Genomic DNA, 22,309 nt, shown 5'->3' with positions numbered 1-22,309 from the left:
GCCTCGGACGGGCGTATACGCCCGTCCGAGGCGGGCGGGGGGAACGGCGCGGCCGCCCCGGGGGCCGGGTCAGGCCTCGAAGGGGCGGGCGGGCCAGGGCGCCCCGGCCGGGCGCAGGGCGTCGAGTCCGGCGCCCTGCCGGGCGGCGACGAGCGAGAGGGCCCCCACGACCAGGCAGTTGTTGTGCAGGTCGCCGGCCAGTACACCGTCGACGAGTTCACCCAGTGGGACGCGGGCCAGCTCCATGTCGGCCTCCTCGTCCTCGACCTCGAACCGCTCGCCCTCCGCCTGGGAGAGATCGCGGGCCAGGAAGATCCGGATGGCTTCGTCGCAGCCGCCGGGCGTGGTGTAGACGTCGGTCAGCACACGCCAGGTCTCCGCCTTGACGTGCGCCTCCTCGTAGAGCTCGCGCTGGGCGGCGTGCAGCGGGTTCTCGCCGGGGATGTCGAGCAGTCCCGCCGGGATCTCCCACAGCTTGTGACGCACGGGGTGGCGGTACTGGCGCAGGACCAGGACACGGTCCTCCTCGTCCAGGGCGAGCACGGCCACGGAGCCCGGGTGGACCTGGTAGTCCCGGCGGACGACGGATCCGTCGGGCATGACCACGTCGTCGGTGCGCACCGAGGTCTTGTTGCCCTTGAAGGGGGTCTCGGTCGCCCGGACCTCCCACTCCTCGGGGGTGTCCTTGATCGTCATGGCCTGTCCTCCCACACGCGCAAAAGAATCCGGTCCGGTGACGGAACCGGGGTGCGCGCCCGGCGGGAGAACCCGCGGACACGCACCCCGGTCACCGTACAACCTGGTACTGCTCGGTCCTACTTGCCCGTCTTGCGCGCCACCGCGGCCTTGACCAGGCCCGCGAAGAGCGGGTGCGGCCGGGTCGGGCGGGAGCGCAGCTCGGGGTGCGCCTGGGTCGCGACCAGGTACGGGTGGACATCGCGCGGGTACTCGACGTACTCGACGAGCTTGCCGTCCGGGGAGGTGCCGGAGAACTGAAGGCCGGCCTTCTTCTCCAGTTCGGCGCGGTAGGCGTTGTTCACCTCGTAGCGGTGGCGGTGGCGCTCTTCGACGTACTCCTTGCCGTCGTACACCTCGCGCACGATCGAGCCCTCGGCGAGCTTGGCCGGGTACATGCCCAGGCGCATGGTGCCGCCCATGTCGCCCTCGCCCGCCACGATGTCGAGCTGCTCGGCCATCGTGGAGATGACCGGGTGGCCGGTGCCGGAGTCGAACTCGGTGGAGTTGGCGTCGGGGATGTCGGCCAGGTTCCGCGCGGCCTCGATCACGATGCACTGGAGGCCGAGGCACAGGCCGAGCAGCGGGATGCGGTTCTCGCGGGCGAACTGGATCGCGCCGACCTTGCCGGACACACCGCGGTCGCCGAAGCCGCCGGGGATGCAGATCGCGTCGACGTCGCCGAGCTGCTTGGCCGCGCCCGCCGGGGTCTTGCAGTCGTCCGAGGCGACCCACTTGATCTTGACCCGGGCCTTGTTGGCGAAACCGCCGGCGCGCAGCGCCTCGGTGACCGAGAGGTAGGCGTCGGGCAGGTCGATGTACTTGCCGACGAGCGCCATGGTGATCTCGTGGACCGGGTTGTGGACGCGGTCGAGCAGGTCGTCCCAGGTCGCCCAGTCCACGTCACGGAACGGCAGGTCCAGCTTGCGGACGACATAGGCGTCCAGGCCCTCGGTGTGCAGGACCTTCGGGATGTCGTAGATCGACGGGGCGTCGATCGCGGCGACGACGGCGGCCTCGTCGACGTCGCACATCAGCGAGATCTTGCGCTTGATGGCGGTGGGGACCTCGCGGTCGGCCCGCAGCACGATGGCGTCGGGCTGGATACCGATGTTGCGCAGTGCGGCGACCGAGTGCTGCGTCGGCTTGGTCTTCAGCTCGCCGGACGGGCCGATGTACGGCAGGAGCGAGATGTGCACGACGAACACGTTGTCGCGGCCGACCTCGTGACGGACCTGGCGGACCGTCTCCAGGAAGGGCAGCGACTCGATGTCGCCGACCGTGCCGCCGACCTCGGTGATGACGACGTCGACGTCATCGGCCGCCATACGGCGGATGCGGTGCTTGATCTCGTTGGTGATGTGCGGGATGACCTGCACGGTGTCACCGAGGTACTCGCCGCGCCGCTCCTTGGCGATGACGGTGGAGTACACCTGGCCGGTGGTCACGTTGGCCGAGCCGTCCAGGTCCACGTCGAGGAAGCGCTCGTAGTGCCCGATGTCCAGGTCCGTCTCGGCGCCGTCGTTGGTGACGAACACCTCGCCGTGCTGGAACGGGTTCATGGTGCCCGGGTCGACGTTCAGGTACGGGTCGAGCTTCTGCATCGTGACGCGCAGACCCCGTGCCTTGAGCAGCGCGCCCAGGCTGGAGGCGGTCAGTCCCTTGCCGAGGGACGAAGCGACACCCCCGGTGACGAAGATGTGCTTGGTCGTCGTGGCTGTGCTGTTTCGAAAAGCACTGGGCGGCATGGCCAAGAGGGGGCTCCCGTGGTCGGTCTGGGGTGCGTGCCGGCGTGGGACCCGGAGATTTCCGGGGGTTGCCGTCGCTGCGGTTCGGGGGTTTCTTGCCCACCGGTCCACGGGCTACCAGGGTATCAGCGACCGGAGGAGGTCGCTTCCGGCCACGCTCCGCGCACACCTGTGCACCCGGCTCGGCACACACCTCACACACCGCTCACTCGATCGGCTCAGCCGGGTTGCCCGGAGCGGCACGCGGATCATCCACGTGCGTCGTATCCTGCTCGGACACTCGCTGCCGAGCCTCTCCGGCACACGGCACCATCCCGCCCGTAACCGGAACAAAGAGGGCCTGTCAGTTCGTTTCGAGACGACAATCGCATCGCCCATCGCACCGACAACCGGCGTTTCGCAGCGACGCACGACGGACGTCCCCCATCATCGACGTTCCGCAGTTACCGACCCCCATTGCCTACTGTTTTGCAGTACCTACGTTCCCTTTGACCGCAAGAGCGACCGCCCCGCGAAGGGGCGCCGTGGCCGTTCGACTGGAGATGCACGTGGCCGGGCGCATCGAGGACTACGCACTCATCGGAGACATGCAGACAGCAGCGCTGGTCTGCCGGGACGGCACAGTCGACTGGCTGTGCCTGCCCCGCTTCGACTCCCATGCCATCTTCGCGGGACTGCTCGGCACGGAGGATCACGGATTCTGGCGGCTCGGTCCCGCGCACGCGGCCGACGAGCGGCCGCCCGCGGCGTCGCGGCGCCGGTACCGCGGCGACTCGCTGATCCTCGAGTCCGAGTGGGACACACCGCGCGGCACGGTCCGGGTGACCGATTTCATGCCCCCCCGTGACGGGGCGCCGCAGCTGATCCGGATCGTCGAGGGCGTCACCGGCCGGGTGCCGATGCGCTCCACGCTGCGCATGCGGTTCTCCTACGGCCGTGTCGTGCCCTGGGTGCGCCGGCACGAGGGACGCACGGTCGCGGTCGCCGGACCCGACTCGGTCTGGTTCGACACGAACTGTCAGACCTACGGCAAGGACCTGACCACCTACGCCGACTTCACGGTGGCGCCGGGCGAGCGGATCGCCTTCACCGTCTCGTGGGAGCCCTCGCACAAGCAGCCGCCGCCGCTGCCCGAGCCCGAGCAGTCGCTGGAGGCGACCGAGGACTTCTGGCGCGACTGGGTCGACCAGTGCACGTACCACGGCCCCTACCGCGAGGCCGTCGTCCGCTCCCTGATCACGCTCAAGGCCCTGACGTACGCGCCCACGGGCGGCATCGTCGCCGCGCCCACCACCTCCCTCCCGGAGGAGATCGGCGGCGTACGCAACTGGGACTACCGCTACACCTGGCTGCGCGACGCGGCCATCACCCTCTCCTCGCTCCTGCGCACCGGCTACCGCGAGGAGGCCCGCGCCTGGCGCGAGTGGCTGCTGCGCGCGGTCGCCGGCGACCCGGAGAACCTCCAGATCATGTACGGCATCGCGGGGGAAAGGGAGTTGGGCGAGGCCGAGCTCGACTGGCTTCCCGGGTACGAGGGTTCGGCGCCCGTCCGGGTCGGCAACGGCGCCGCGCACCAGCTCCAGCTCGACGTCTACGGCGAGGTCACCGAGGCCCTGCACCTGGCCCATATGACGGGCCTGTCCCGCAACGACTACGCCTCGCTGCTCCAGTTGAAGCTGATCCGCTACCTGGAGACCCACTGGGACCAGCCGGACGAGGGAATCTGGGAAGTCCGGGGCCCGCGAAGGCACTTCGTGCACTCCAAGGTGATGGCCTGGGTCGCCGTCGACCGCACGATCAAGCTCATCGAGTCCGGGGACGCGGACGGCCCGCTGGAGAAATGGCGCGAACTGCGCGACGACATCCACCGGGACGTCTGCGAGAAGGGCTACGACCAGGAGCGGAACACCTTCACGCAGTCCTACGGCTCCAAGGAGCTCGACGCCTCGCTGCTGCTCATCCCGCAGATGGGCTTCCTGCCGCCGGACGACAAGCGGGTGATCGGCACCATCGAGGCGATCCAGCGCGAGCTGTCCACCTCCGACGGCTTCATCCTGCGCTATCCGACCTCAGGCGAACACGCGGGCGTGGACGGGCTCGAGGGCGACGAGGGCGCCTTCCTCGCCTGCTCGTTCTGGATGGCCGACGACCTCGCGATGATCGGCCGGGTCGACGAGGCCCGCAAGCTCTTCGAGCGCCTGCTGGACCTGCGCAACGACCTGGGTCTGCTGGCCGAGGAGTGGGACTCGCGTCTTCAGCGCCAGGTCGGGAACTTCCCGCAGGCCTTCAGCCACGTTCCGCTGATCGACACGGCCCTCAGGCTGACGGCGAGCGGGGCGTACGGCGGCTGAGCCGGTCCGTGCCGGGCGCGTGGGGGACACGGCTCCCCGACGCGCCCCGAGCTCCGTGCCCGCCTAGCCTGGTAGGAGTCCTGTCCCCTCATGGAAGGGGGCGGCTTCCATGGCTCCCCTCTCGAAGGCCGGCGCGGCACTGGCCGCGCTCCGCGCGGGTCTCTCCGGTGACGTGGTCACCCCCGACGATCCGGGGTACGACGAGGCCCGGACGATCTTCAACGCGATGATCGACCGGCGGCCCGCCGTGATCGCGCGATGCGAGGGCGAGGCCGACGTGACACGCTCGGTGCGCTTCGCGCGTGAGCTGGATCTGCCGATCGCCGTACGCGGAGGCGGTCACAGCGTCGCCGGCATGTCGCTCAACGACGGCGGTCTGGTCATCGATCTCAGCCGTATGCACACGGTCACCGTCCACCCCGGGTCCGAGTCGGTCCGGATCGAGGGCGGAGCCCTCATGAGCCATCTGGACCGGGCCACCCAGCCGTACGGCCTCGCGACCACCGGCGGCCGTGCCTCGACGACCGGCGTCGGCGGCTTCGTCCTCGGCGGCGGCAGCGGCTGGCTCGACCGCTCCTGCGGCCTGGCCGTCGACAATCTGCTCGGGGTCGAGCTGGTGACCGCCGACGGCACGCCGGTACTCGCCACCGACCAGGAGAACCCGGAGCTGTTCTGGGCCCTGCACGGCGGCGGCGGGAATTTCGGGGTGGCCACCGCGCTCACCCTGAAGCTGCATCCGCTGCCGGAGTTCTCCATCGCCCTGCTGATGTACCGGCCCGAGCACGGCCCCGAAGTGGTCCGCGTCTACCGCGAGATCATCGCGAACGGGCCGCCGGAGGCGAGCGGCGGCATCCTCTACCTGACCGGCCCGCCCGAGGAGTTCGTGCCCGCGGAACTGGTCGGCCAGCGGCTGTGCGGCGCCCTCGTCGCGTACGCGGGCGGCGAGGACGACATGCGCAAGATCGCCCAGCCGCTGCTGGCGCTGCCGCACGAGGTCGAGATCGTCACCGCCCTGCCCTACGCCGACTTCCAGTGCATGATCGACGACCCGCCCGGCCTGCGGAACTACTGGTCGGCCGAGTATCTGACCGGCGCGCCCGACGACTTCGTGGACGTGTTCTGCGCCCTCGGCGACGCCATGCCCGTCCCGACCGGGAACCAGCACGTGCTGTTCCCGCAGGGCGGCGCCATCGCCGCCGGACCGTCGCGGTTCCCGGTCCCCTACCGCGACGCGTCCTGGGCCGTGCACCCCTTCGGGATCTGGGAGGACCCGGCCGACGACCTCCGCTGCATCGAGTGGGTCGGGAAGGTCCGCGAGGGCGTGCGGCCGTGGAGCACCGGCGCGGTCTATCTGAACTTCATCGGGGACGAGGGCAAGGACCGCGTGGCGGCCGGCCTGGGCGAGGACAACCTCCGGCGTCTTGCCGCGGTGAAGGCCGAGTACGACCCGGACAACGTGTTCCGCTTCAACCACAACATCACCCCGGTACCGGTCACCGCCTGACCTCGGCGCTCTCCCGCACACACCGCCCGCGGCGGCTCTCCTGAGCGCCCGTCGCGGCCCTGAGATGCCCCCGGAAGCCGTCCGCGGGTAGCGTCCGCTGCATGGACAGCCGTTACGACACGCAAGGCGCCGGAATCACCGTGCAGCGGGCCCTCGAGCTGCCCGGCCTGCGCAGCGGGCTGCCGGAGATCATCGCGGGGGCCGACCGGCTGCACCGGACCGTGCGCTGGGTGCACGCGGGCGAGGTGCCGAACATCGCCTCGCTGCTCAAGGGCGGCGAACTGCTGCTGACCACGGGGTACGGGCTCGGCACCCGCCCGGCCGACCAGCGCGCGTTCGTCCGCACCCTCGCCGAGCGGGGGATCGCGGCGCTCGTCGTGGAACTCGGCCCGCGCTTCACCCGGCTCCCCGCCGCACTCGTGGAGACCGCACGGTCCACCGGTCTGCCGCTGGTCCAGCTGCACCGTGAGGTCCCCTTCGTGACCGTCACGGAGGAGATCCACACCGAGATCGTCAACGGTCACTACGCACTGCTCCAGCAGGCCGAGGAGGTCCACCGGCGCTGCACCGAGGCCCTGCTCGGCGGCGGCGGAGTACCTCAGGTCCTGCGCATTCTCGCCGACTTCAGCGGCAACCCGGTCTTCCTGGAGACGGCCGACGGGCAGCTGCTGTACGCCGCCGGGGCGGGTACCGCCGGCGCCGACCCGCTCCAGGTCTGGGAAGGGCTGCGCGGCCAGCACAAGGAGGAGCCGCCCGCCGGGACCACCCTGGTGGACGTGCCGGGCGGCGGCCCCGGCACCGGCTCCGTACGGGCCCGTCTGGTGCTGCTGCCCGTCGGCGCGCCGGTCGCCCCGGTGCACCGGATCGCCGCCGAGCGGGCCGCCGGCATCCTGGCCGTCGTGCTGATGCAGGCCCGCCAGGAGGAGGAACTGGCGGCGCGGGGGCGCGGCGACTTCCTGACCGACCTCGCCGAGGGCCGAATCGAGGCCGAGGACGCGCCGGCGCAGGCCCGGGTGCTCGGTTTCAAGCCGGGCGCGGGCCCGCTCCTGCCGGTCGTGATGCGACTCGCCGACGGCCTCGCGCCCGGGGGCGGCTGGGCGGTCCTGGCCCGCGCCGTCGCCGAGGAACTGGCCTCGGTGGGCGTCCCGGTCCTGCTGGGCGTACGTCCCGTCGAGGGCCGGGTCCCGCTGCTGCTCGGCCTGCGCTCGGAGTCGGAGCGGGCTGCCGTCGCCGACCGCGTCGCGGCGGCGCTGCGCGCCGGGGTGGAGCGTGCGGGCATGCAGCGGCCCGGGGCGCAGCCGCCGGTGGTGGTGGTCGGGGTCGCGGGAGGCTGGGCGGCCGCGTCGGCGGGCCTGCGGCACGCGGCGGAGACGGCCACGGCCGCGCAGGGCCTGTCCGACCGGCCCTGGTACGACGCCCGGCGTCTGGACATCGACCTGCTGCTGTGGCGGCTGCGCGAGCACCCCGACCTGGCCGCCTTCGTGGAGCGCGCCATCGGCCCGCTGCGCGACCACGACGCCCGCTCCAAACCGCCTCTGCTGCCCACCCTTCAGACGTACTTGGCGCACGCGGGCCGCAAGGCGGAGACCGCCCGCGAACTGCACCTGAACCGGCAGACTTTGTACAACCGCCTCGCCAGGATCGGCGAGTTGCTGGGCATGGACCTGGACGACCCGCAGACGGTACTGGCGTTGAGCCTGGCGCTGCGCGCACGCAGACACGTTCCCTGAGGAGTGCCGGCCGGTGTCAGACCAGCGGCCGGAACCGGGTGAACTCGTCGTAGACGCTGAGCACTTGGGCCACCGTCTCGTCCTCGGTCGGCCAGGTCGCGGCCTGCCGGGCGCCCTTCTCGCGCAGCACCTCCTGGCGCGCCGGATCGGCGAGCAGCCGTACGGCGGCGTCGGCGAGCGCCTTCGCGTTCCCGTACGGGACGAGTTCGGCCGCGTCGCCGACCATCTCGGGGATGCCCCCGACCGCGGTGGCGACGAGCGGAACGCGTGCGTACAGGGCCTCCTGCGCCAGCAGGGAGCGCGACTCCCATCTGCTGGGCAGCAGGACGAGGTCGGCCGCCGCGAGCAGTTCCGTTACGTCCTCGCGCCGCCCGATGAGCCGGACCGGCAGTTCCTCGTCCTCGATCCGGCGCTGGAGCACGGGGCGCAGCGGCCCCTCCCCCGCGATCACCAGCAGCGGCACGGGGTCGAGTCGGCACCAGGCACGCGAGGCGTCGAGGAGGGTGTGGTAGCCGCGGTGCCGGTCGAGCGAGCCGACCGCGATGAGCAACGGGCGGCCGGTCGCGCCGAGTTCGGCCCGCGCCTTGTGCAGGGACCGGTCGGGTTCCACCGGCTCGGCGGGCGGGCACGGTGCCGGGAACGCGACGGCGGCGAGCCGCGCGTCACGGGCTCCCCTCCTGCGGGCCCGGTCCACCAGGTCGGACGAGGTGCCGAGCACCACGGCGGCGGCTCTGGCGACCCGGCGTTCGAGGAGCCTCAGGACGTGGGCCCGGGCGCCGTCGGCCTCCGAGCGGGTGTGCCAGGTGACGACGAGGGGGACGCGCCGCCCGCTGAGCGCCAGGACCGCCCGCAGCGCCGCGTGGATCCCGTGCGCGTGCACGAGATCGGCGTCCGCGCAGGCCGCCCGCAGCGCGGACACCGAGGCGGGGTCGCTGCTGCGGGGCACGGGAACGTGGTGGGCGCCGACCCCGGTGAAGCCGTACTCGCGGTCCGCCTCGGCGGGAGCGCAGACGGTGACCCGGACCCCCCGGGCGACCAGTCCCGCCGCCAGCGACCGCACATGCGCGCTGCTGCCCGCGCTTCCGCCGCCGAGCACCTGCACGGTGCGCAGCGGCGACTGGCCGGGCGGTGAGTGGCTGCTCACGTGGCTCACGTGGCCGGGGCTCCTGGTTCGGCGTCGGACGGTCACGAGGAAACGTACAGAAGGATCGTGCGGAGGAAGGGATACCGCATGTCGTGCACCGCGTACTACGCCAAGGATGCCAGGCCGTCCGGGCGTTCCGGCACCGCCATCACGACGAGGGCACGTCAGACAGGGCAACCCGGCGACGACGGTCACCCGCACGAGTGATGAATGGTCCATTCCGGGGAGGAAGGGACCCCGGGGAATCCCGCACGAGGCCAAGCAGGCCGGTGTCGTGTCGAACGCCACCCCGCGCCGAGGGTGCACCCGCGTACCGAAAGGCGCGCCCCGCGTGACACGGCGCGCCCGGCGGCCCTCACTCCCCGGTGCGCCCCGACGTCCTCGCCGGCTCGCTGCCGCGGGGCCGGCATGGAGGGAGCACGGAACAGGCCATGGCGAACAGGCCGCGGGGACGGGGCTGTTCGCTACGGCCTGTACGGGTCCTGAGCCTGTGTCAGGCCCAGATGTACTCCTCGGAGATCGCGCCGTCGTGCCACTTCGCGACGGTGACCATGCGTCCGCCGCCCTCGAACTCGCCGATGACACAGGTCCATTCACCCGAGCCGAAGGCGATGGGGTGGGACGTGATCTGCGGGGGCGTGCCGCCGGCCGATTCGACGTAGGCCTTCATGGCGTCGATGTGCTCCTGGACTCCATGGGTGGGCGGCTCGCCCTTCCAGTCGACCAGGACGTCGTCGGTGTGGTGGTGGGCGAACACACCGTGCCAGTCGGCCCTGTTCCATCCGTCGAAATCGAGATCGTCCATGCCCTTGAGATTGCGGCCGACCTGGTCCTCTGTCATGAGCCTCGCTCCATGTCTCGACAAGTGGGCGCGGCTCCGGGAGGGATCCCCGTCCTCGGCGACCGGCACCGCGAGGCTACTGACGGCGGGGCCGGCCGAGACGCAGACACACCGTCGGACAAGGGCGGACACCCCGCTCGCACCGCCTACGATGCGCGGCCAGCCGGCGCCGCCCCTGCAGGAACGGCGCGACCGCGTGCACGGACGGCGAACCGCCCCGGGCCGGGTCCCTAGCCGTCGGCGCGAGCCGTGGCCAGGAGTTCCTCCGCGTGGGCGCGGGCCGTCTCGGAGTCCTCCTGGCCGGCCAGCATCCGGGACAGTTCGCGGACCCGCTCCTCGCCCTCCAGGACCTTCACTCCGGACCGGGTCACCGTCCCGTCGTTCGTCTTCTCGACCAGCAGCTGCCGGTCGGCGAAGGCGGCCACCTGCGGGAGGTGGGTCACGACCACGACCTGCGCGGTCCGGGCGAGCCGCGCCAGCCGGCGTCCGATCTCGACCGCGGCCTTGCCGCCGACGCCCGCGTCGACCTCGTCGAAGAGATACGTCGGCACGGGGTCGGTCCCCGCGAACACGACCTCGACCGCGAGCATCACGCGCGAGAGCTCACCGCCGGACGCGCCCTTGGCGATGGGCCGGGGCGGCGCCCCGGGGTGCGGTGCGAGCAGGAGTTCCACCTCGTCGACACCGGCCGGACCGTAGGCCACCGGGCGTCCGCCGACCTCGACCCCCTCCGGGTCCTCGGCCTGCCGGATCTCGAAGGACACGCGCGCGTGCGGCATGGCGAGCGAGGCCAGTTCGGCGGTCACGGCCGCGGCGAACCGCTCGGCCGCCTCCGTACGGGCGTCCGTCAGCGCCTGGGCGAGCCCGCCCAGTTCACCGCGCAGCGCGTCCCGCTCGACGGTCAGCTCGCCGAGCCGGTCGTCGTCGCCGTCGAGCTCGGTGAGCCGCTCGGCGCTCCGCTCGGCCCAGGCGAGCACGGCGTCGATGTCCTGGCCGTACTTCCGGGTGAGCTGGGTGAGCGCGGCCCGGCGTTCCTCGACGGCCGCCAGCCGCAGCGGGTCGGCGTCCAGGTCGGCGGCGTAGCCCGCGAGTTCGCCCGCGACGTCGCCGAGCAGGATGGCGATCTCCCCGATCCGCCCTGACAGCGTGGCGAGGGCCGAGTCGTGCGACCGTACGGCCTCAAGGGCCCGGTGCGCGCCCGCGACGAGCGTGGCCGCGTCGATGCCCTCGGGGTCCTCGGGGTTGCCCGCCAGTGCCGCGTGCGCGACCGTGGCGGCCGAGGCCAGGGCCTCGGCGTGACCGAGCCGCTCGGCCTCCGCCGCCAGTTCGACGTCCTCGCCCGCGCGCGGCTCCACGGCCGCGACCTCGTCGAGTCCGAAGCGCAGCATGTCGGCTTCCTGGGCCCGTTCCCGCGCGCGCGTCGTGATCTCGTCCAGCTCGGCCGAGATCGCCCGCAGCCGGCGGTAGGCGCCCGCGTACTTGGCGAGCGGCACGGCGACCGCGTCACCCGCGTACCGGTCGAGGGCCTGCCGCTGCCGGGACAGCTTGAGCAGCCCCTGCTGGTCGGTCTGGCCGTGCACAGCGACGAGCTCGTCGGCGAGTTCGGCGAGCACGCCCACCGGCACCGAGCGCCCGCCCAGGTGCGCGCGTGAGCGCCCCTCGGCCGAAACGGTACGGCTGATCAGCAGCACACCGTCTTCGAGCTCGGCACCTGCCTCTTCGGCCCGTACGACGGCCGTCCCGCCCGCGGGTACGCTGATCCGCCCCTCCACGACCGCGCTCTTGGCGCCGATCCTTACGAGGGCCGGGTCCGCGCGCCCGCCAAGCAGCAGCCCGAGACTGGTGACCACCATCGTCTTGCCCGCACCGGTCTCACCGGTCACGGCGGTGAAGCCGGGTGACAGCTCGACTACCGCGTCGTCGATGACTCCGAGCGACCGTATCCGCATCTCCTCCAACACGTCCCCGACCATACGAGGTTTTCCCGGCCACGTGCGACGCCGCCCCCCGCAAAGAGAACCGAGCGTTACCTTCCGGGGGTGATCTCGTTCGCCGACGGCCCGCGCGGAGGCGGCCCCGGGCGCCCGGGACACGGGGGCACGGAAGCGGTCGGGCACTCGGGGCACGGAGGCGGTCCGGCACCCGGGGCGGAACCCGGGTGCCGGACCTGCTCCTAGTGCGGTGCCCCGCGCCAGCCGGCGACCGGCAGGGCGAATTTGGCGACCAGCCGGTCGGTGAAGGACGCGTGGTGCAGCCGGGCCAGCCGTACCGGCACGGCCCCGCGCCGCACCTCGACTCGGGCGCCGGGCGGCAGCTCCACCGTGCGCCGGCCGTCGCACCACAGGACACCCGGCGGGACGTGCGGCAGCACCTCCACGGCGAGCACCGAGTCCGGCGAGGTGACCAGCGGCTTGGCGAAGAGGGCGTGCGCGCTGATCGGCACCATCAGCAGCGCCTCGACTTCGGGCCAGACCACGGGCCCGCCCGCGGAGAAGGCGTACGCCGTCGACCCGGTCGGGGTGGCGCAGACGATCCCGTCGCAGCCGAACCCGGTGACGGGCCGCCCGTCGATCTCCAGCACCACTTCGAGGAGCTTCTCGGCGGACACCTTCTGCACGGCCGCCTCGTTCAGCGCCCAGTCGGTGTGCACGATGTCGCCGTTGCGGTGCACGACCACGTCGACCGTCATGCGTTCCTCGACCTCGTAGGCCTTGGTGACGACCCGGTCGACGACCTTGTCCAGGTCGTCGCGCTCGGCCTCGGCGAGGAAGCCGACCCGCCCGAGGTTGACGCCGAGCATCGGCACCCCGGAGGCGCGGGCGAACTCGGCGCCGCGCAGCAGCGTTCCGTCACCACCTAGGACGATGAGCAGCTCACAGCCGTCGAGGCACTGCGGGGTCGCCTCCTGGACCAGCTCCACCTCTTCCGGCAGCGGCAGATCGGCCGCCTCGGCCGCCAGCACCCGCACGCCGATCCCGGAGCGCAGCAGCCCCTGGACGACCAGCTCGGCGCTGCGGATGGCTGCCGGCCGCCCGGTGTGGGCCAGCAGGAAAACAGTACGAGCTCGGGTCTGTGTCAACGCGGCCCCTCCGCCACTGCACGGTCAACGTCTGCCGGGTCGAGGTCAGGTGCCCCGGCCCGCAGCCACAGAAAGTACTCGACGTTGCCCGACGGTCCGGGCAACGGGCTCGCTGTCACGCCCTTCACTCCGAGCCCCAGTTCACGGGCTCGCCCCGCCACACCGCGCACGGTCTCGGCGCGCAGCTCCGGGCTGCGCACGACACCGCCGCTGCCCAGCCGGTCCTTCCCCACCTCGAACTGCGGCTTGACCATCATCACCAGATCGGCATCCGGCGCCGTGCACCGCGCGAGGGCGGGCAGCACCAGTCCGAGCGGGATGAAGGACAGATCCCCGACAACAAGGTCCACGGGCTCCCCATCGATCGCCTCCAACGTCAACTCGCGTACGTTCGTACGGTCCTTGACGGTGACGCGTTCATCGCTCTGGAGAGACCACGCGAGTTGTCCGTAACCGACGTCCACGGCGACGACATGGGCGGCGCCCGCGCGCAGCAGTACGTCGGTGAAGCCTCCGGTGGACGCTCCGGCGTCCAGCGCCCGGCGCCCGGCGGTCTTCAGGCCCTGTGGCCCGAAGACCGCGAGCGCGCCGGCGAGCTTGTGTCCGCCGCGGGAGACGTAGTCGGGGTCGCTGTCGTCCTTGCTGACCACGATCGCCGCGGCGGTCTCGACCTGCGTGGCGGGCTTGGTCGCGAGGGTCTTGCCCACGCTGACCCGGCCCGCGGCGATCAGCTGTCCGGCGTGCTCGCGCGAGCGGGCGAGCTTCCTGCGGACCAGCTCGGCGTCGAGGCGGCGGCGTGCCACTCCTGCCACGTTCGGTTCAGCTCCTGCGGTCGTACGGCGATGGAAAGGGGTGCCCGGGAGTATCCCCGGGTGTCCTGAAGGATCTCATTGAGGGGCGGCGGCCGGACGGCCGGCGGGAGCCGGACCTGCCGGGCGGACGTCGAGCGCGGTGAGCGCGTCGCGCAGCCCCCGGTGCACATCCTCGTACACCTCGAGGTGTCCGTCCGTGGCGAGGTGGTCGGCGTCGGCCAGCCGGTCGAGCCCGGCGTCGACGTCGGCGTCGCCCGTCGGGACCCGCGGGACGTTCAGCGGGGCCGGTGCGGCGGGGTCGTACGCCGGTTCCGGTTCCGCCTCGGCGGGCGTGCCGGGCTCTCCCGCGGTCACGGCCTCGGGAAGCTCGCCCTCGGGGACCGAGGGGTCTGAGTCGTTCATGCCCCGACGCTACCGCGAAGGGCTGCGGTACCGTCGATCACGATGGCGACGACTGAGGAGTGCCGCACCGCACTCGACAAACTTTCGGACAACATGGCGGGCGCCGACGGGGACGTACGTGCCGCCGCGGCCCTGGACCGCTCGTTGAGCTGCCGTATCACCGACCTGGACATCACCTTCGTCGGCCGCCTCAGGGGTGGCCGGATCGAGGTGCTCGACACGCTCCGGGGCCCGCCCCCCGAGCGGGCCCAGATCCGGCTGACCATGAACGGCGACGACCTGGTGTCGATGGTGAACGGCGAGCTGAACTTCGCCAGGGCCTGGGGCTCGGGCCGGGTGAAACTGGAGGCGGGCCTGCGCGACCTGCTCCGGCTCAGGACGCTTCTGTAGCGGCCGCGACGGCACGGATCCTGGCCCTGCGCGCCGCGGGCACCACGAGCGGTGTCCCCGTCTCGGGGTCCTCGATGACCTGGCAGCGCAGTCCGAAGACCTCCTCGACCAGGCCGGCCGTGACGATGTCGTTCGGGGCTCCCTCGGCGATGACCTCGCCGTCGCGCAGGGCGATCAGGTGGGTGGCGTACCGGGCCGCGTGGTTGAGGTCGTGCAGTACGGCGACCAGGGTGCGGCGCTGGGTCTCGTGGAGCTCGGCGCACAGGTCGAGGACGTCGATCTGGTGCTGGATGTCGAGGTAGGTCGTCGGCTCGTCCAGGAGGAGCAGCGGGGTCTGCTGTGCGAGCGCCATCGCGATCCACACGCGCTGACGCTGACCGCCGGACAATTCGTCGACATAGCGATCGGCGAGCTCGGCGACACCGGTCGAGGCCATCGACTCCTGGACCACCCGCTCGTCCTCCGCCGACCACTGGCGCAGCAGGCCCTGGTGCGGGTAACGGCCCCGGCCGACCAGGTCGCCGACCGTGATCCCGTCCGGCGCGATCGACGACTGCGGCAGCAGCCCGAGCGTGCGCGCCACCTTCTTGGCGGACATCGACTGGATGACCTGCCCGTCGAGCAGCACCCGCCCCGCCGAGGGCTTCAGCATGCGCGAGAGGGCGCGCAGCAGTGTGGACTTTCCGCAGGCGTTCGGGCCGACGATCACCGTGAAGGAGTTGTCGGGGATCTCCACCGACAGCTTCTCCGCGATGACGCGCTGGTCGTAGCCGAGGGTGACGTCGTCGGCGGACAGGCGGTTCACAGTGCTCCTTGGGGTGTTCTCGCACGCGGTCACGGGGGCGGCCTTCGCCGGGCGGGTCATATCCGGCCCGCCTTGCGCTCGGTGACCAGGAGCCACAGCAGGTAGACGCCGCCGAGAACGCCGGTGACGACGCCGACGGGCAGCTGGTCGGCGCCGAAGGCCCGCTGCGAGGCCCAGTCGGCGACGATGAGCAGGGTCGCGCCCATGCACATCGACGGCACGAGGTTCGGTCCTGGCGACCGGGTGAGCCGCCGGGCCAGCTGCGGCGCGGTGAGCGCCACGAAACCGACCGGGCCCGCGGCGGCGGTGGCACCCGACGTGAGCAGCACGGCTGCCAGCATCAGCAGCAGCCGCGTCCGTTCGACACTCACTCCGAGGGCGTACGACACGTCGTCGCCCATCTCCATCATCCGCAGCCCGCGCGCGTTACCGAGGACGAGGGGCACGAGCACGGCGCACATGACGAGCAGGGGCCAGACCTGGGCCCAGTCACGGCCGTTGAGGGAACCGGTCATCCAGACGACGGCGCGGGCCGCGTCGACGAGGTCGGCCTTGGTGAGGAGATAGCCGTTGACCGCCGTGACGATCGCGGAGACACCGATACCGACCAGGACCAGCCGGTAGCCGTGCACGCCCCGTTTCCAGGCGAGCAGATAGATGGCGAGCCCGGTCACGAGTCCGCCGATGAGCGCCCCGAGGGCGACCTCGGTCGCGCTGCCCGAATACAGGACGATCACGATGAGGGCTCCGGCGGTGGAACCCTGTCCGAGCCCGAGCACGTCGGGGCTGCCGAGCGGATTGCGGGAGACGGACTGGAAGAGCGCTCCGGCCAGCCCGAGCGAGGCCCCCACCAGCAGCCCGACGAGTACGCGCGGCAGCCGCAGGTCGTTGACGATGAACTCCTGGCTGGGGCTGCCGTCGCCGGCCAGGGTCCTGAGCACGTCGCCGGCCGGAATCGGGAAGTCGCCGGTGCCGATGAGCACCACGCTCGCCGTGGCCGCGGCCACCAGCAGCAGGACGACCACGGTGAACGTGCGGAGGTCGAGGCGGAAGGACAGCCCGCCGCCGGTCCTGACGGCCCGGACGCGGCGCGCGGGAAGTACCGGGGCGCGCCGGCCGAGGGTGCTTCGGATGCTTCGGACACGTGGGGTCGTCACAGCTGCGCCGTCCTCCGTCGCCGTACGAGAAAGATGAAGACCGGGCCGCCCAGCACCGCGGTGACGATGCCGACCTGGAGCTCAGCCGGCCGGGCGACCATCCGTCCCAGGACATCGGCGCCCAGCAGCAGCGCGGGCGACAGCACGGTGGCGTAGGGCAGGATCCAGCGCAGGTCGGGCCCGGTGAAGGAGCGGACGGCGTGCGGGACCATGAGCCCGACGAACACGATCGGTCCGCAGGCCGCGGTCGCCGCGCCGCAGAGCACGGTCGCGGCGGCCATGGACAGCGCGCGGGTGCGGTTCAGGTCGGCGCCGAGCGCGCGGGCGGTGTCGTCGCCCATGGCCACCGCGTTCAGCGGCCTGGCGAGGGCCAGCGCGAGAACGGTGCCGACGGCGAGGAACGGGGCCACCTGCTCGATCGTCGAGTCGGTCGCGGCGGCCAGCGAACCGACCGTCCAGAAGCGCATCTTGCCGAGGGCCGCGTCGTCCATGATCATCACGGCTTGCAGATAGCCGTACAGCGCCGCGCTGATGGCGGTTCCGGCGAGCGCGAGCCGCACCGGGGTCGCGCCCCGGCTGCCGCCCAGGAACCAGACCAGAGCTCCGACGGCGGCCGCGCCGAAGAAGGCGAACCAGACGTAGCCGCTCAGCGAGGTGACGCCGAAATAGGTGATCGCGGTGACCACGGCGGCGGAGGCACCCGCGTTGATCCCGAGCAGACCGGGGTCGGCGAGGGGATTGCGGGTGAGCGCCTGGAGGACGGCGCCGGACAGCCCGAGCGCGGCGCCGACCAGCAGCCCGAGCACGGTGCGCGAGATCCGGTCACCGACCACGACGTCCGCGTACGTCCCCGAGTCGTGGAACAGACCGTGCCACACCTGGTCCGGCGGCAGCGCTTTCGCGCCGATAGCGATACTCGCCAGCGCGACCAGCAGCAGGACGCCCACGGAGACGAGGAGTCCAAGAGTCCGTATCGCCCGGCGGTTTGGGGGCGCGGGGGCGGTTTCCGCGCGCTGTTCAGGAGGACTGTCGACCAACACGAGGTTAGGTTAGCCTACCCTCGCATCACCTTTCGATGCCCCCGCACGCCGGGCCCGCGCCGACCACCCGTACACGAGGCCCGCGCCTGCAACCCGCGCCGAACCCGGACCGGCCACCGACCCGATCGGCCACCTGCCCCGGAGCGGCCACCGCCCCACCTCGGCCCCGCACGGGCGGACATCTCCACAGCCTCGGCCCCGAAGGGGCGAACGCGGGCCACCGTCTCGGCCGTGCACGCGCGGACACCTCCACCGCCCCGGCCCCGAACGGGCGAACGCGGGCCATCGCGCCAGCCTCGCACGGCCGAACGCGGGCCACCGGCAAGGACGTCCGCGCCACGGCTGGGCGAACACCGTCACCGATATCGATACCGGCGTCGACGCCCCGCCCTGCCCGGCCGCCGGAGTGCCTAGAGTCCCAGCCGCGCCAGCGCCTTCCCCCCGTCCAGCTCGCAGGTGCCCTCGCCCGCGGCCGTCCACGCCGCCGCGCACAGGGCCCGCAGTCCGTCGAGAGCCTCGCCCTCGCCCGTCAGCGTGAGCTCCCCACCGCCCGCCGTTGCCGTCCACCCGCCGCAGCGGAACCCGTCGCCCGCCTCGACGACCTCGGGCTGCCCGGTGAGCATGCCGCGCAGATCTGCGTCGACATACGTCGGCCGGTGCTGCGGCGGCGCGGCGAGGAGCTGTGCTCCGTCCGTCACACCGGTCAGGACGAGCAGCGAGTCCACCTCTCCGTTGAACGCGCCCTCGATGTCCGTGTCCAGCCGGTCCCCGACCACCAGCGGCCGCTCGGCCCCGGTCCGCAGAACCGTCTCGCGGTGCATCGGGGGCAGCGGCTTGCCCGCCACCTGCGGCTCGGCACCCGTGGCGATGCGGACGACCTCCACCGCCGCGCCGTTGCCGGGCGCGATCCCGCGTGCGCCCGGGATCGTCAGATCCGTGTTGGACGCGAACCAGGGCACCCCGCGCGCGATGGCGTAGCACGCCTCCGCGAAGCGGGACCAGGTCAGATCGGGACCGCCGTACCCCTGGACGACCGCGACGGGCTCGTCCTCCGCCGAGTCGACCGGCTCGAGCCCACGCTCACGGAGCGCGACCCGCAGGCCCTCACCGCCGATGACCAGGACGCGCGACCCCGCCGGCACCTGCTCGCTGATGAGCCGGGCCACGGCCTGCGCCGAAGTGATGACGTCCGAGGCCACCGTCGGTATACCCAGCTCCGTGAGGTGCCCGGCGACCGCGTCCGGGGTGCGCAGCGCGTTGTTGGTGACGTACGCGAGGTGCATTCCGCCCGCGCGCGCCGTCGCCAGCGAATCCACGGCGTGGGCGATGGCGTCACCGCCCGCGTACACCACACCGTCCAGGTCCAGCAGCGCGGTGTCGTACGCCTCGCTCAGCGGCTGCCCGATGCCCTCGGGCCGCGTCCTGACGGTCTGGCTCATTGCGCATCGCTCCTCGTTCGATCTCTTTCCCCCGATCATCGCGCATGCCACTGACACACTTACGATGCCCCAATGAACTATGCAGGTCCCGAGGAGGAAACACCGGCAGGGAGCGGCCTCGAACTCACCCCGTTCCGAGGCCTGCGCTACGACCCCGACCGGGTCGGCAGCCTGGCCGCCGTGACGTCCCCGCCGTACGACGTGATCGTGCGGCCCGACGGACTGCTCGAACTCGAATCGGCCGACCCGTACAACATCGTCCGGCTGATCCTCCCCCAGGACGGCACCCCCGCCGCCCGCAACCAGCAGGCCGCCGACACGCTGCGCCGCTGGCTGTCGGAGGGCGTGCTGGCCGCCGACCCCGAGCCGGGCCTGTACGTGTACGAGCAGCGCGACGGCGACCTGCTGCAACGGGGCGTGATCGGCAATCTGCGCCTGTCCGATCCCGCCGACGGTGTCGTGCTCCCGCACGAGGACGTGATGCCGCACATCATCGAGGACCGGGCGGCCCTGATGCGCGCCACGTCCGCCAACCTCGAACCCCTGCTGCTGACCTATCGCGGCAATGGCTCCGGATACGGCGCCGACGCCGTCATCGAACGCACCACGGCCTTGCCGCCGCTGCTGGCCACCACCACGGAGGACGGCATCAGCCATCGCCTGTGGGCGGTCACGGACGCGGCGGAGCTCGCGGAGATCCGCACGGACCTCGGCCGGCACCAGGCCCTGATCGCCGACGGTCACCACCGCTGGGCGACCTATCTGCGTCTACGCGCGGAGCACCCCTCCCCCAGCCCCTGGGACTACGGTCTGGTCCTCCTGGTGGACACCGCGCGTTACCCGCTGCGGGTCCGGGCCATCCATCGCCTGCTGCACCGCCTGCCGGTCGCCGAGGCCCTGGCCGCCCTCGGGGACTCCTTCCGGGTACGCCGCCTCCACGTGCCCCTCGCCGAGGCGCTGGAGGTCCTCTCCGCCGCGGCCGCCGAGGGAAACGCCTTCCTCCTCGCGGGCGACGGCACCTTCCATCTCGTCGACCGCCCGTCGCCGGACCTCCTCGCCCGTACGGTCCCGGCCGGCCGGCCGGAAGCCTGGCGCACGCTGGACGCCACGGTCCTGCACGCCACCCTCCTCGACCATGTGTGGGGCATCCCGGAGGACTCCCCCGCGCACATCGCGTACATCCACGACACGGTCGCCACGGTCGAGAAGGCGGAGCGCGACGGAGGCACGGCCGTCCTGATGCACCCGGTCCGCGAGGAAATCGTACGCGATCTCGCCCGCCAGGGGGTCACGATGCCGCGCAAGTCGACGTCCTTCGGCCCGAAGCCGGCCTCGGGGCTGGTCCTGCGGGCGTTCGCCTCCTGAGAGGGCGCGGACCCCGGAAACGCCACGTGGGCGGCGGTACACCTTCCGGTGTCCCGCCGCCCACGTGTTTTCGCCGGAGTGCCGGCGTCAGTTCTGCGGACGGTGAGGAGCGTCGTCCTCGCCGTCGTCCTTGCTGTCGACGTCGCCGTCGTCCTTGCTGTCGTCCTCGCTGTCGACGTCGCTGTCAACCTCGCTGTCGACCTCGCGGTGGTCCTCTTCCTCATCGAGGTCGTCGACGTCGTTCGTGATCCCGTCCGTGGTCACGGCCGCGATCTCGTCGTCCTCGTCCTCGTCTTCATCTTCGTCCTCGTCCTGGTACTGGTCCTTGGCGCGGACCTCCGTACCGGACTCGGACTCGGACTCGGCCGCCCGCCCGCTCTCGGGCTCGTCGTCGTCCTCGACGAACGCGTCGACGAACTCGACACCGTCCATCTCGGCGAGTCGGTCGGAGGCGTCCGTGCTGCTGTCCTTGTCGGACTCGACCGTCTTGGCGAACCACTCACGTGCCTCGTCCTCGCGCCCGGCAGCGAGCAGCGCGTCGGCGTAGGCGTACCGCAGTCGCGCCGTCCAGGGCTGGACGGAGTTCGAGGCGAGCTCGGGGCTCTGAAGTGTGACGATGGCGGCGTCCAGCTGGCCAATGTCCCGACGGGCACCGGCCGCCACGAGCCGCATCTCGACCTGGCTCGCCTTGTCCAGCTTCTGCACCTCGGGAGCGCCGGCCATCTCCAGCGCCTTCTCGGGCCGGCCGAGGCCGCGCTCGCAGTCGGCCATGACGGGCCACAGCTCCACGCTGCCGGTCATCCGGCGCGCGGCGCGGAACTCGGCGAGCGCCTCGCTGAACTTCTGGTTCGCGTACGCGGCGAAACCGGCCGCCTCGCGTACCGCGGCGACACGCGAAGCCAGTCGCAGGGCGATCCTGGAGTACGCGTAGGCGCTCTCGGGGTCCTCGTCGATGAGCCGGGCGACCATCACCAGGTTGCGGGAGACCTCCTCGGCGAGACCCTTGGGCAGGCTCATGAGCTCCTGCCTCACATCCGCGTCGATCTCCTCACCCGTGACCTCGTCCGGGATCGGCAGACGCTTGATCGGCTCACGGTCGCGGTCCCGCTCGTCACGGAAACCGCCGCCACCCTGCCGGTCGTCGCGACCGCGGAAGCCGCCGGAGCGCCCGCCCCGGTCGTCGCCGCGCGGTCCACCACGTCCTCGGTCGTCACGCCCGCGGTCGTCGCGGCCGCGGAAGCCACCGCCGCGGCTGTCGTCACGCCGGTCGTCGCGGCGGTCATCGCGGTCGTCGCGGCGGAAGGGCGGGCGGTCGCCGTCACGACGGGGGCCGCTGGGCCGCTCGTCACGACGGAAGTCGCCACCACCACGGTTGTCGTCACGGCGGAAGGGCGGGCGGTCACCGTCACGACGGGGGCCGCTGGGGCGCTCGTCACGACGGAAGTCGCCACCACCACGGTTGTCGTCACGGCGGAAGGGCGGGCGGTCACCGCCGCCACGGTTGTCATCACGGCGGTCGTCGCGGCGGTCGTCGCGGCGGAAGTCACCACGGTCGTCGCGACGGAACCCGCCACCACTGCTGCCACGGTCGTCACGGCGGAACCCGCCGCCACTGCTACCGCCACTGCTGCCACGGTCGTCGCGACGGAACCCGCCGCCACTGCTACCGCCACTGCTGCCACGGTCGTCGCGACGGAACCCGCCACCACTGCTACCGCCACTGCTGCCACGGTCGTCACGGCGGAACCCGCCACCACTGCTACCGCC

General features: G+C 72.2%; 17 protein-coding genes and 1 pseudogene. 5 read left to right on the top strand and 13 right to left on the bottom strand.

The genetic code is table 11. The features are described from left to right. Positions 1-69: 69 nt before the first annotated feature. Complete coding sequence (locus tag ABZV42_RS40745) at positions 70-696, bottom strand: NUDIX hydrolase (RefSeq protein ID WP_355990482.1); 627 nt, start codon at positions 694-696, stop codon at positions 70-72. 119 nt (positions 697-815) lie between these two features. Continuing rightward, positions 816-2,483 (bottom strand): CTP synthase, encoded by a 1,668-nt coding sequence (locus tag ABZV42_RS40740; RefSeq protein WP_355990479.1) that lies wholly within the window; start codon positions 2,481-2,483, stop codon positions 816-818. A 548-nt stretch (positions 2,484-3,031) separates the two neighbouring features. On the opposite strand from ABZV42_RS40740, the gene ABZV42_RS40735 reads away from it, so the two are divergent. The 3 genes from ABZV42_RS40735 (at position 3,032) to ABZV42_RS40725 (ending at position 8,068) form a co-directional block, all read left to right on the top strand. Further along, positions 3,032-4,834 (top strand): glycoside hydrolase family 15 protein, encoded by a 1,803-nt coding sequence (locus ABZV42_RS40735; RefSeq protein ID WP_355990487.1) that lies wholly within the window; start codon positions 3,032-3,034, stop codon positions 4,832-4,834. Between the two features lie 109 nt (positions 4,835-4,943). Then, entirely contained in the window at positions 4,944-6,338 is a 1,395-nt protein-coding gene (locus ABZV42_RS40730; protein ID WP_356057231.1) for an FAD-binding oxidoreductase, read from the top strand. Between the two features lie 101 nt (positions 6,339-6,439). Further along, complete coding sequence (locus ABZV42_RS40725) at positions 6,440-8,068, top strand: PucR family transcriptional regulator (RefSeq protein ID WP_355990475.1); 1,629 nt, start codon at positions 6,440-6,442, stop codon at positions 8,066-8,068. A gap of 16 nt (positions 8,069-8,084) precedes the next feature. Here ABZV42_RS40725 and ABZV42_RS40720 read toward each other — a convergent pair whose 3' ends face one another. The 6 genes from ABZV42_RS40720 to ABZV42_RS40695 form a co-directional block, all read right to left on the bottom strand. Next, positions 8,085-9,221, bottom strand: coding sequence for a glycosyltransferase family 4 protein (locus ABZV42_RS40720; protein ID WP_355990474.1), 1,137 nt, complete (start codon positions 9,219-9,221; stop codon positions 8,085-8,087). A 484-nt stretch (positions 9,222-9,705) separates the two neighbouring features. Beyond that, on the bottom strand, positions 9,706-10,053 hold the full coding sequence (locus tag ABZV42_RS40715) for a hypothetical protein (RefSeq protein WP_356057229.1): 348 nt from the start codon (positions 10,051-10,053) through the stop codon (positions 9,706-9,708). Between the two features lie 230 nt (positions 10,054-10,283). After that, positions 10,284-12,026, bottom strand: coding sequence for a DNA repair protein RecN (gene recN, locus ABZV42_RS40710; protein WP_355990470.1), 1,743 nt, complete (start codon positions 12,024-12,026; stop codon positions 10,284-10,286). Between the two features lie 200 nt (positions 12,027-12,226). Continuing rightward, the gene (locus ABZV42_RS40705; protein ID WP_355990468.1) at positions 12,227-13,132 is read right to left on the bottom strand and encodes an NAD kinase; all 906 of its coding nucleotides are present in this window, start codon (positions 13,130-13,132) and stop codon (positions 12,227-12,229) included. After that, the gene (locus tag ABZV42_RS40700) at positions 13,129-13,944 is read right to left on the bottom strand and encodes a TlyA family RNA methyltransferase (RefSeq protein ID WP_355990466.1); all 816 of its coding nucleotides are present in this window, start codon (positions 13,942-13,944) and stop codon (positions 13,129-13,131) included. The genes ABZV42_RS40705 and ABZV42_RS40700 overlap by 4 nt, the downstream gene beginning before the upstream one ends. Positions 13,945-14,019: 75 nt before the next feature. Next, entirely contained in the window at positions 14,020-14,346 is a 327-nt protein-coding gene (locus ABZV42_RS40695; protein WP_356057227.1) for a hypothetical protein, read from the bottom strand. Between the two features lie 42 nt (positions 14,347-14,388). Here ABZV42_RS40695 and ABZV42_RS40690 point away from each other — a divergent pair, with 42 nt between their 5' ends. Continuing rightward, entirely contained in the window at positions 14,389-14,736 is a 348-nt protein-coding gene (locus ABZV42_RS40690) for an SCP2 sterol-binding domain-containing protein (protein WP_355990462.1), read from the top strand. On the opposite strand, the gene ABZV42_RS40685 is transcribed toward ABZV42_RS40690, so the two are convergent. From ABZV42_RS40685 to ABZV42_RS40670, 4 genes are all read right to left on the bottom strand, one after another. Continuing rightward, the gene (locus tag ABZV42_RS40685; RefSeq protein WP_355990460.1) at positions 14,720-15,601 is read right to left on the bottom strand and encodes an ABC transporter ATP-binding protein; all 882 of its coding nucleotides are present in this window, start codon (positions 15,599-15,601) and stop codon (positions 14,720-14,722) included. The two genes, ABZV42_RS40690 and ABZV42_RS40685, sit on opposite strands and share 17 nt — an antisense overlap. After that, positions 15,598-16,674: an iron chelate uptake ABC transporter family permease subunit gene (locus tag ABZV42_RS40680; protein WP_355990484.1), complete on the bottom strand. Its 1,077-nt coding sequence runs from the start codon at positions 16,672-16,674 to the stop codon at positions 15,598-15,600. Before ABZV42_RS40680 ends, ABZV42_RS40685 begins: the two co-directional genes overlap by 4 nt. Positions 16,675-16,694: 20 nt before the next feature. Continuing rightward, entirely contained in the window at positions 16,695-17,738 is a 1,044-nt protein-coding gene (locus tag ABZV42_RS40675) for an iron chelate uptake ABC transporter family permease subunit (protein WP_355990458.1), read from the bottom strand. A gap of 410 nt (positions 17,739-18,148) precedes the next feature. Next, the gene (locus ABZV42_RS40670; protein WP_355990455.1) at positions 18,149-19,177 is read right to left on the bottom strand and encodes an HAD hydrolase-like protein; all 1,029 of its coding nucleotides are present in this window, start codon (positions 19,175-19,177) and stop codon (positions 18,149-18,151) included. 72 nt (positions 19,178-19,249) lie between these two features. Here ABZV42_RS40670 and ABZV42_RS40665 point away from each other — a divergent pair, with 72 nt between their 5' ends. Then, on the top strand, positions 19,250-20,542 hold the full coding sequence (locus ABZV42_RS40665) for a DUF1015 domain-containing protein (protein WP_356057224.1): 1,293 nt from the start codon (positions 19,250-19,252) through the stop codon (positions 20,540-20,542). A gap of 384 nt (positions 20,543-20,926) precedes the next feature. Here ABZV42_RS40665 and ABZV42_RS40660 read toward each other — a convergent pair. Further along, positions 20,927-21,619 (bottom strand): annotated as a pseudogene (locus tag ABZV42_RS40660) (tetratricopeptide repeat protein); the annotation flags it as partial. Positions 21,620-22,309: the final 690 nt, after the last annotated feature.

Source organism: Streptomyces sp. NPDC005281 (assembly GCF_040607495.1).
Taxonomy (GTDB): Bacteria; Actinomycetota; Actinomycetes; order Streptomycetales; family Streptomycetaceae; genus Streptomyces.
The sequence above is the reverse complement of the archived record's forward strand: the minus strand, read 5'-3'. Positions and strand labels throughout refer to the sequence as shown.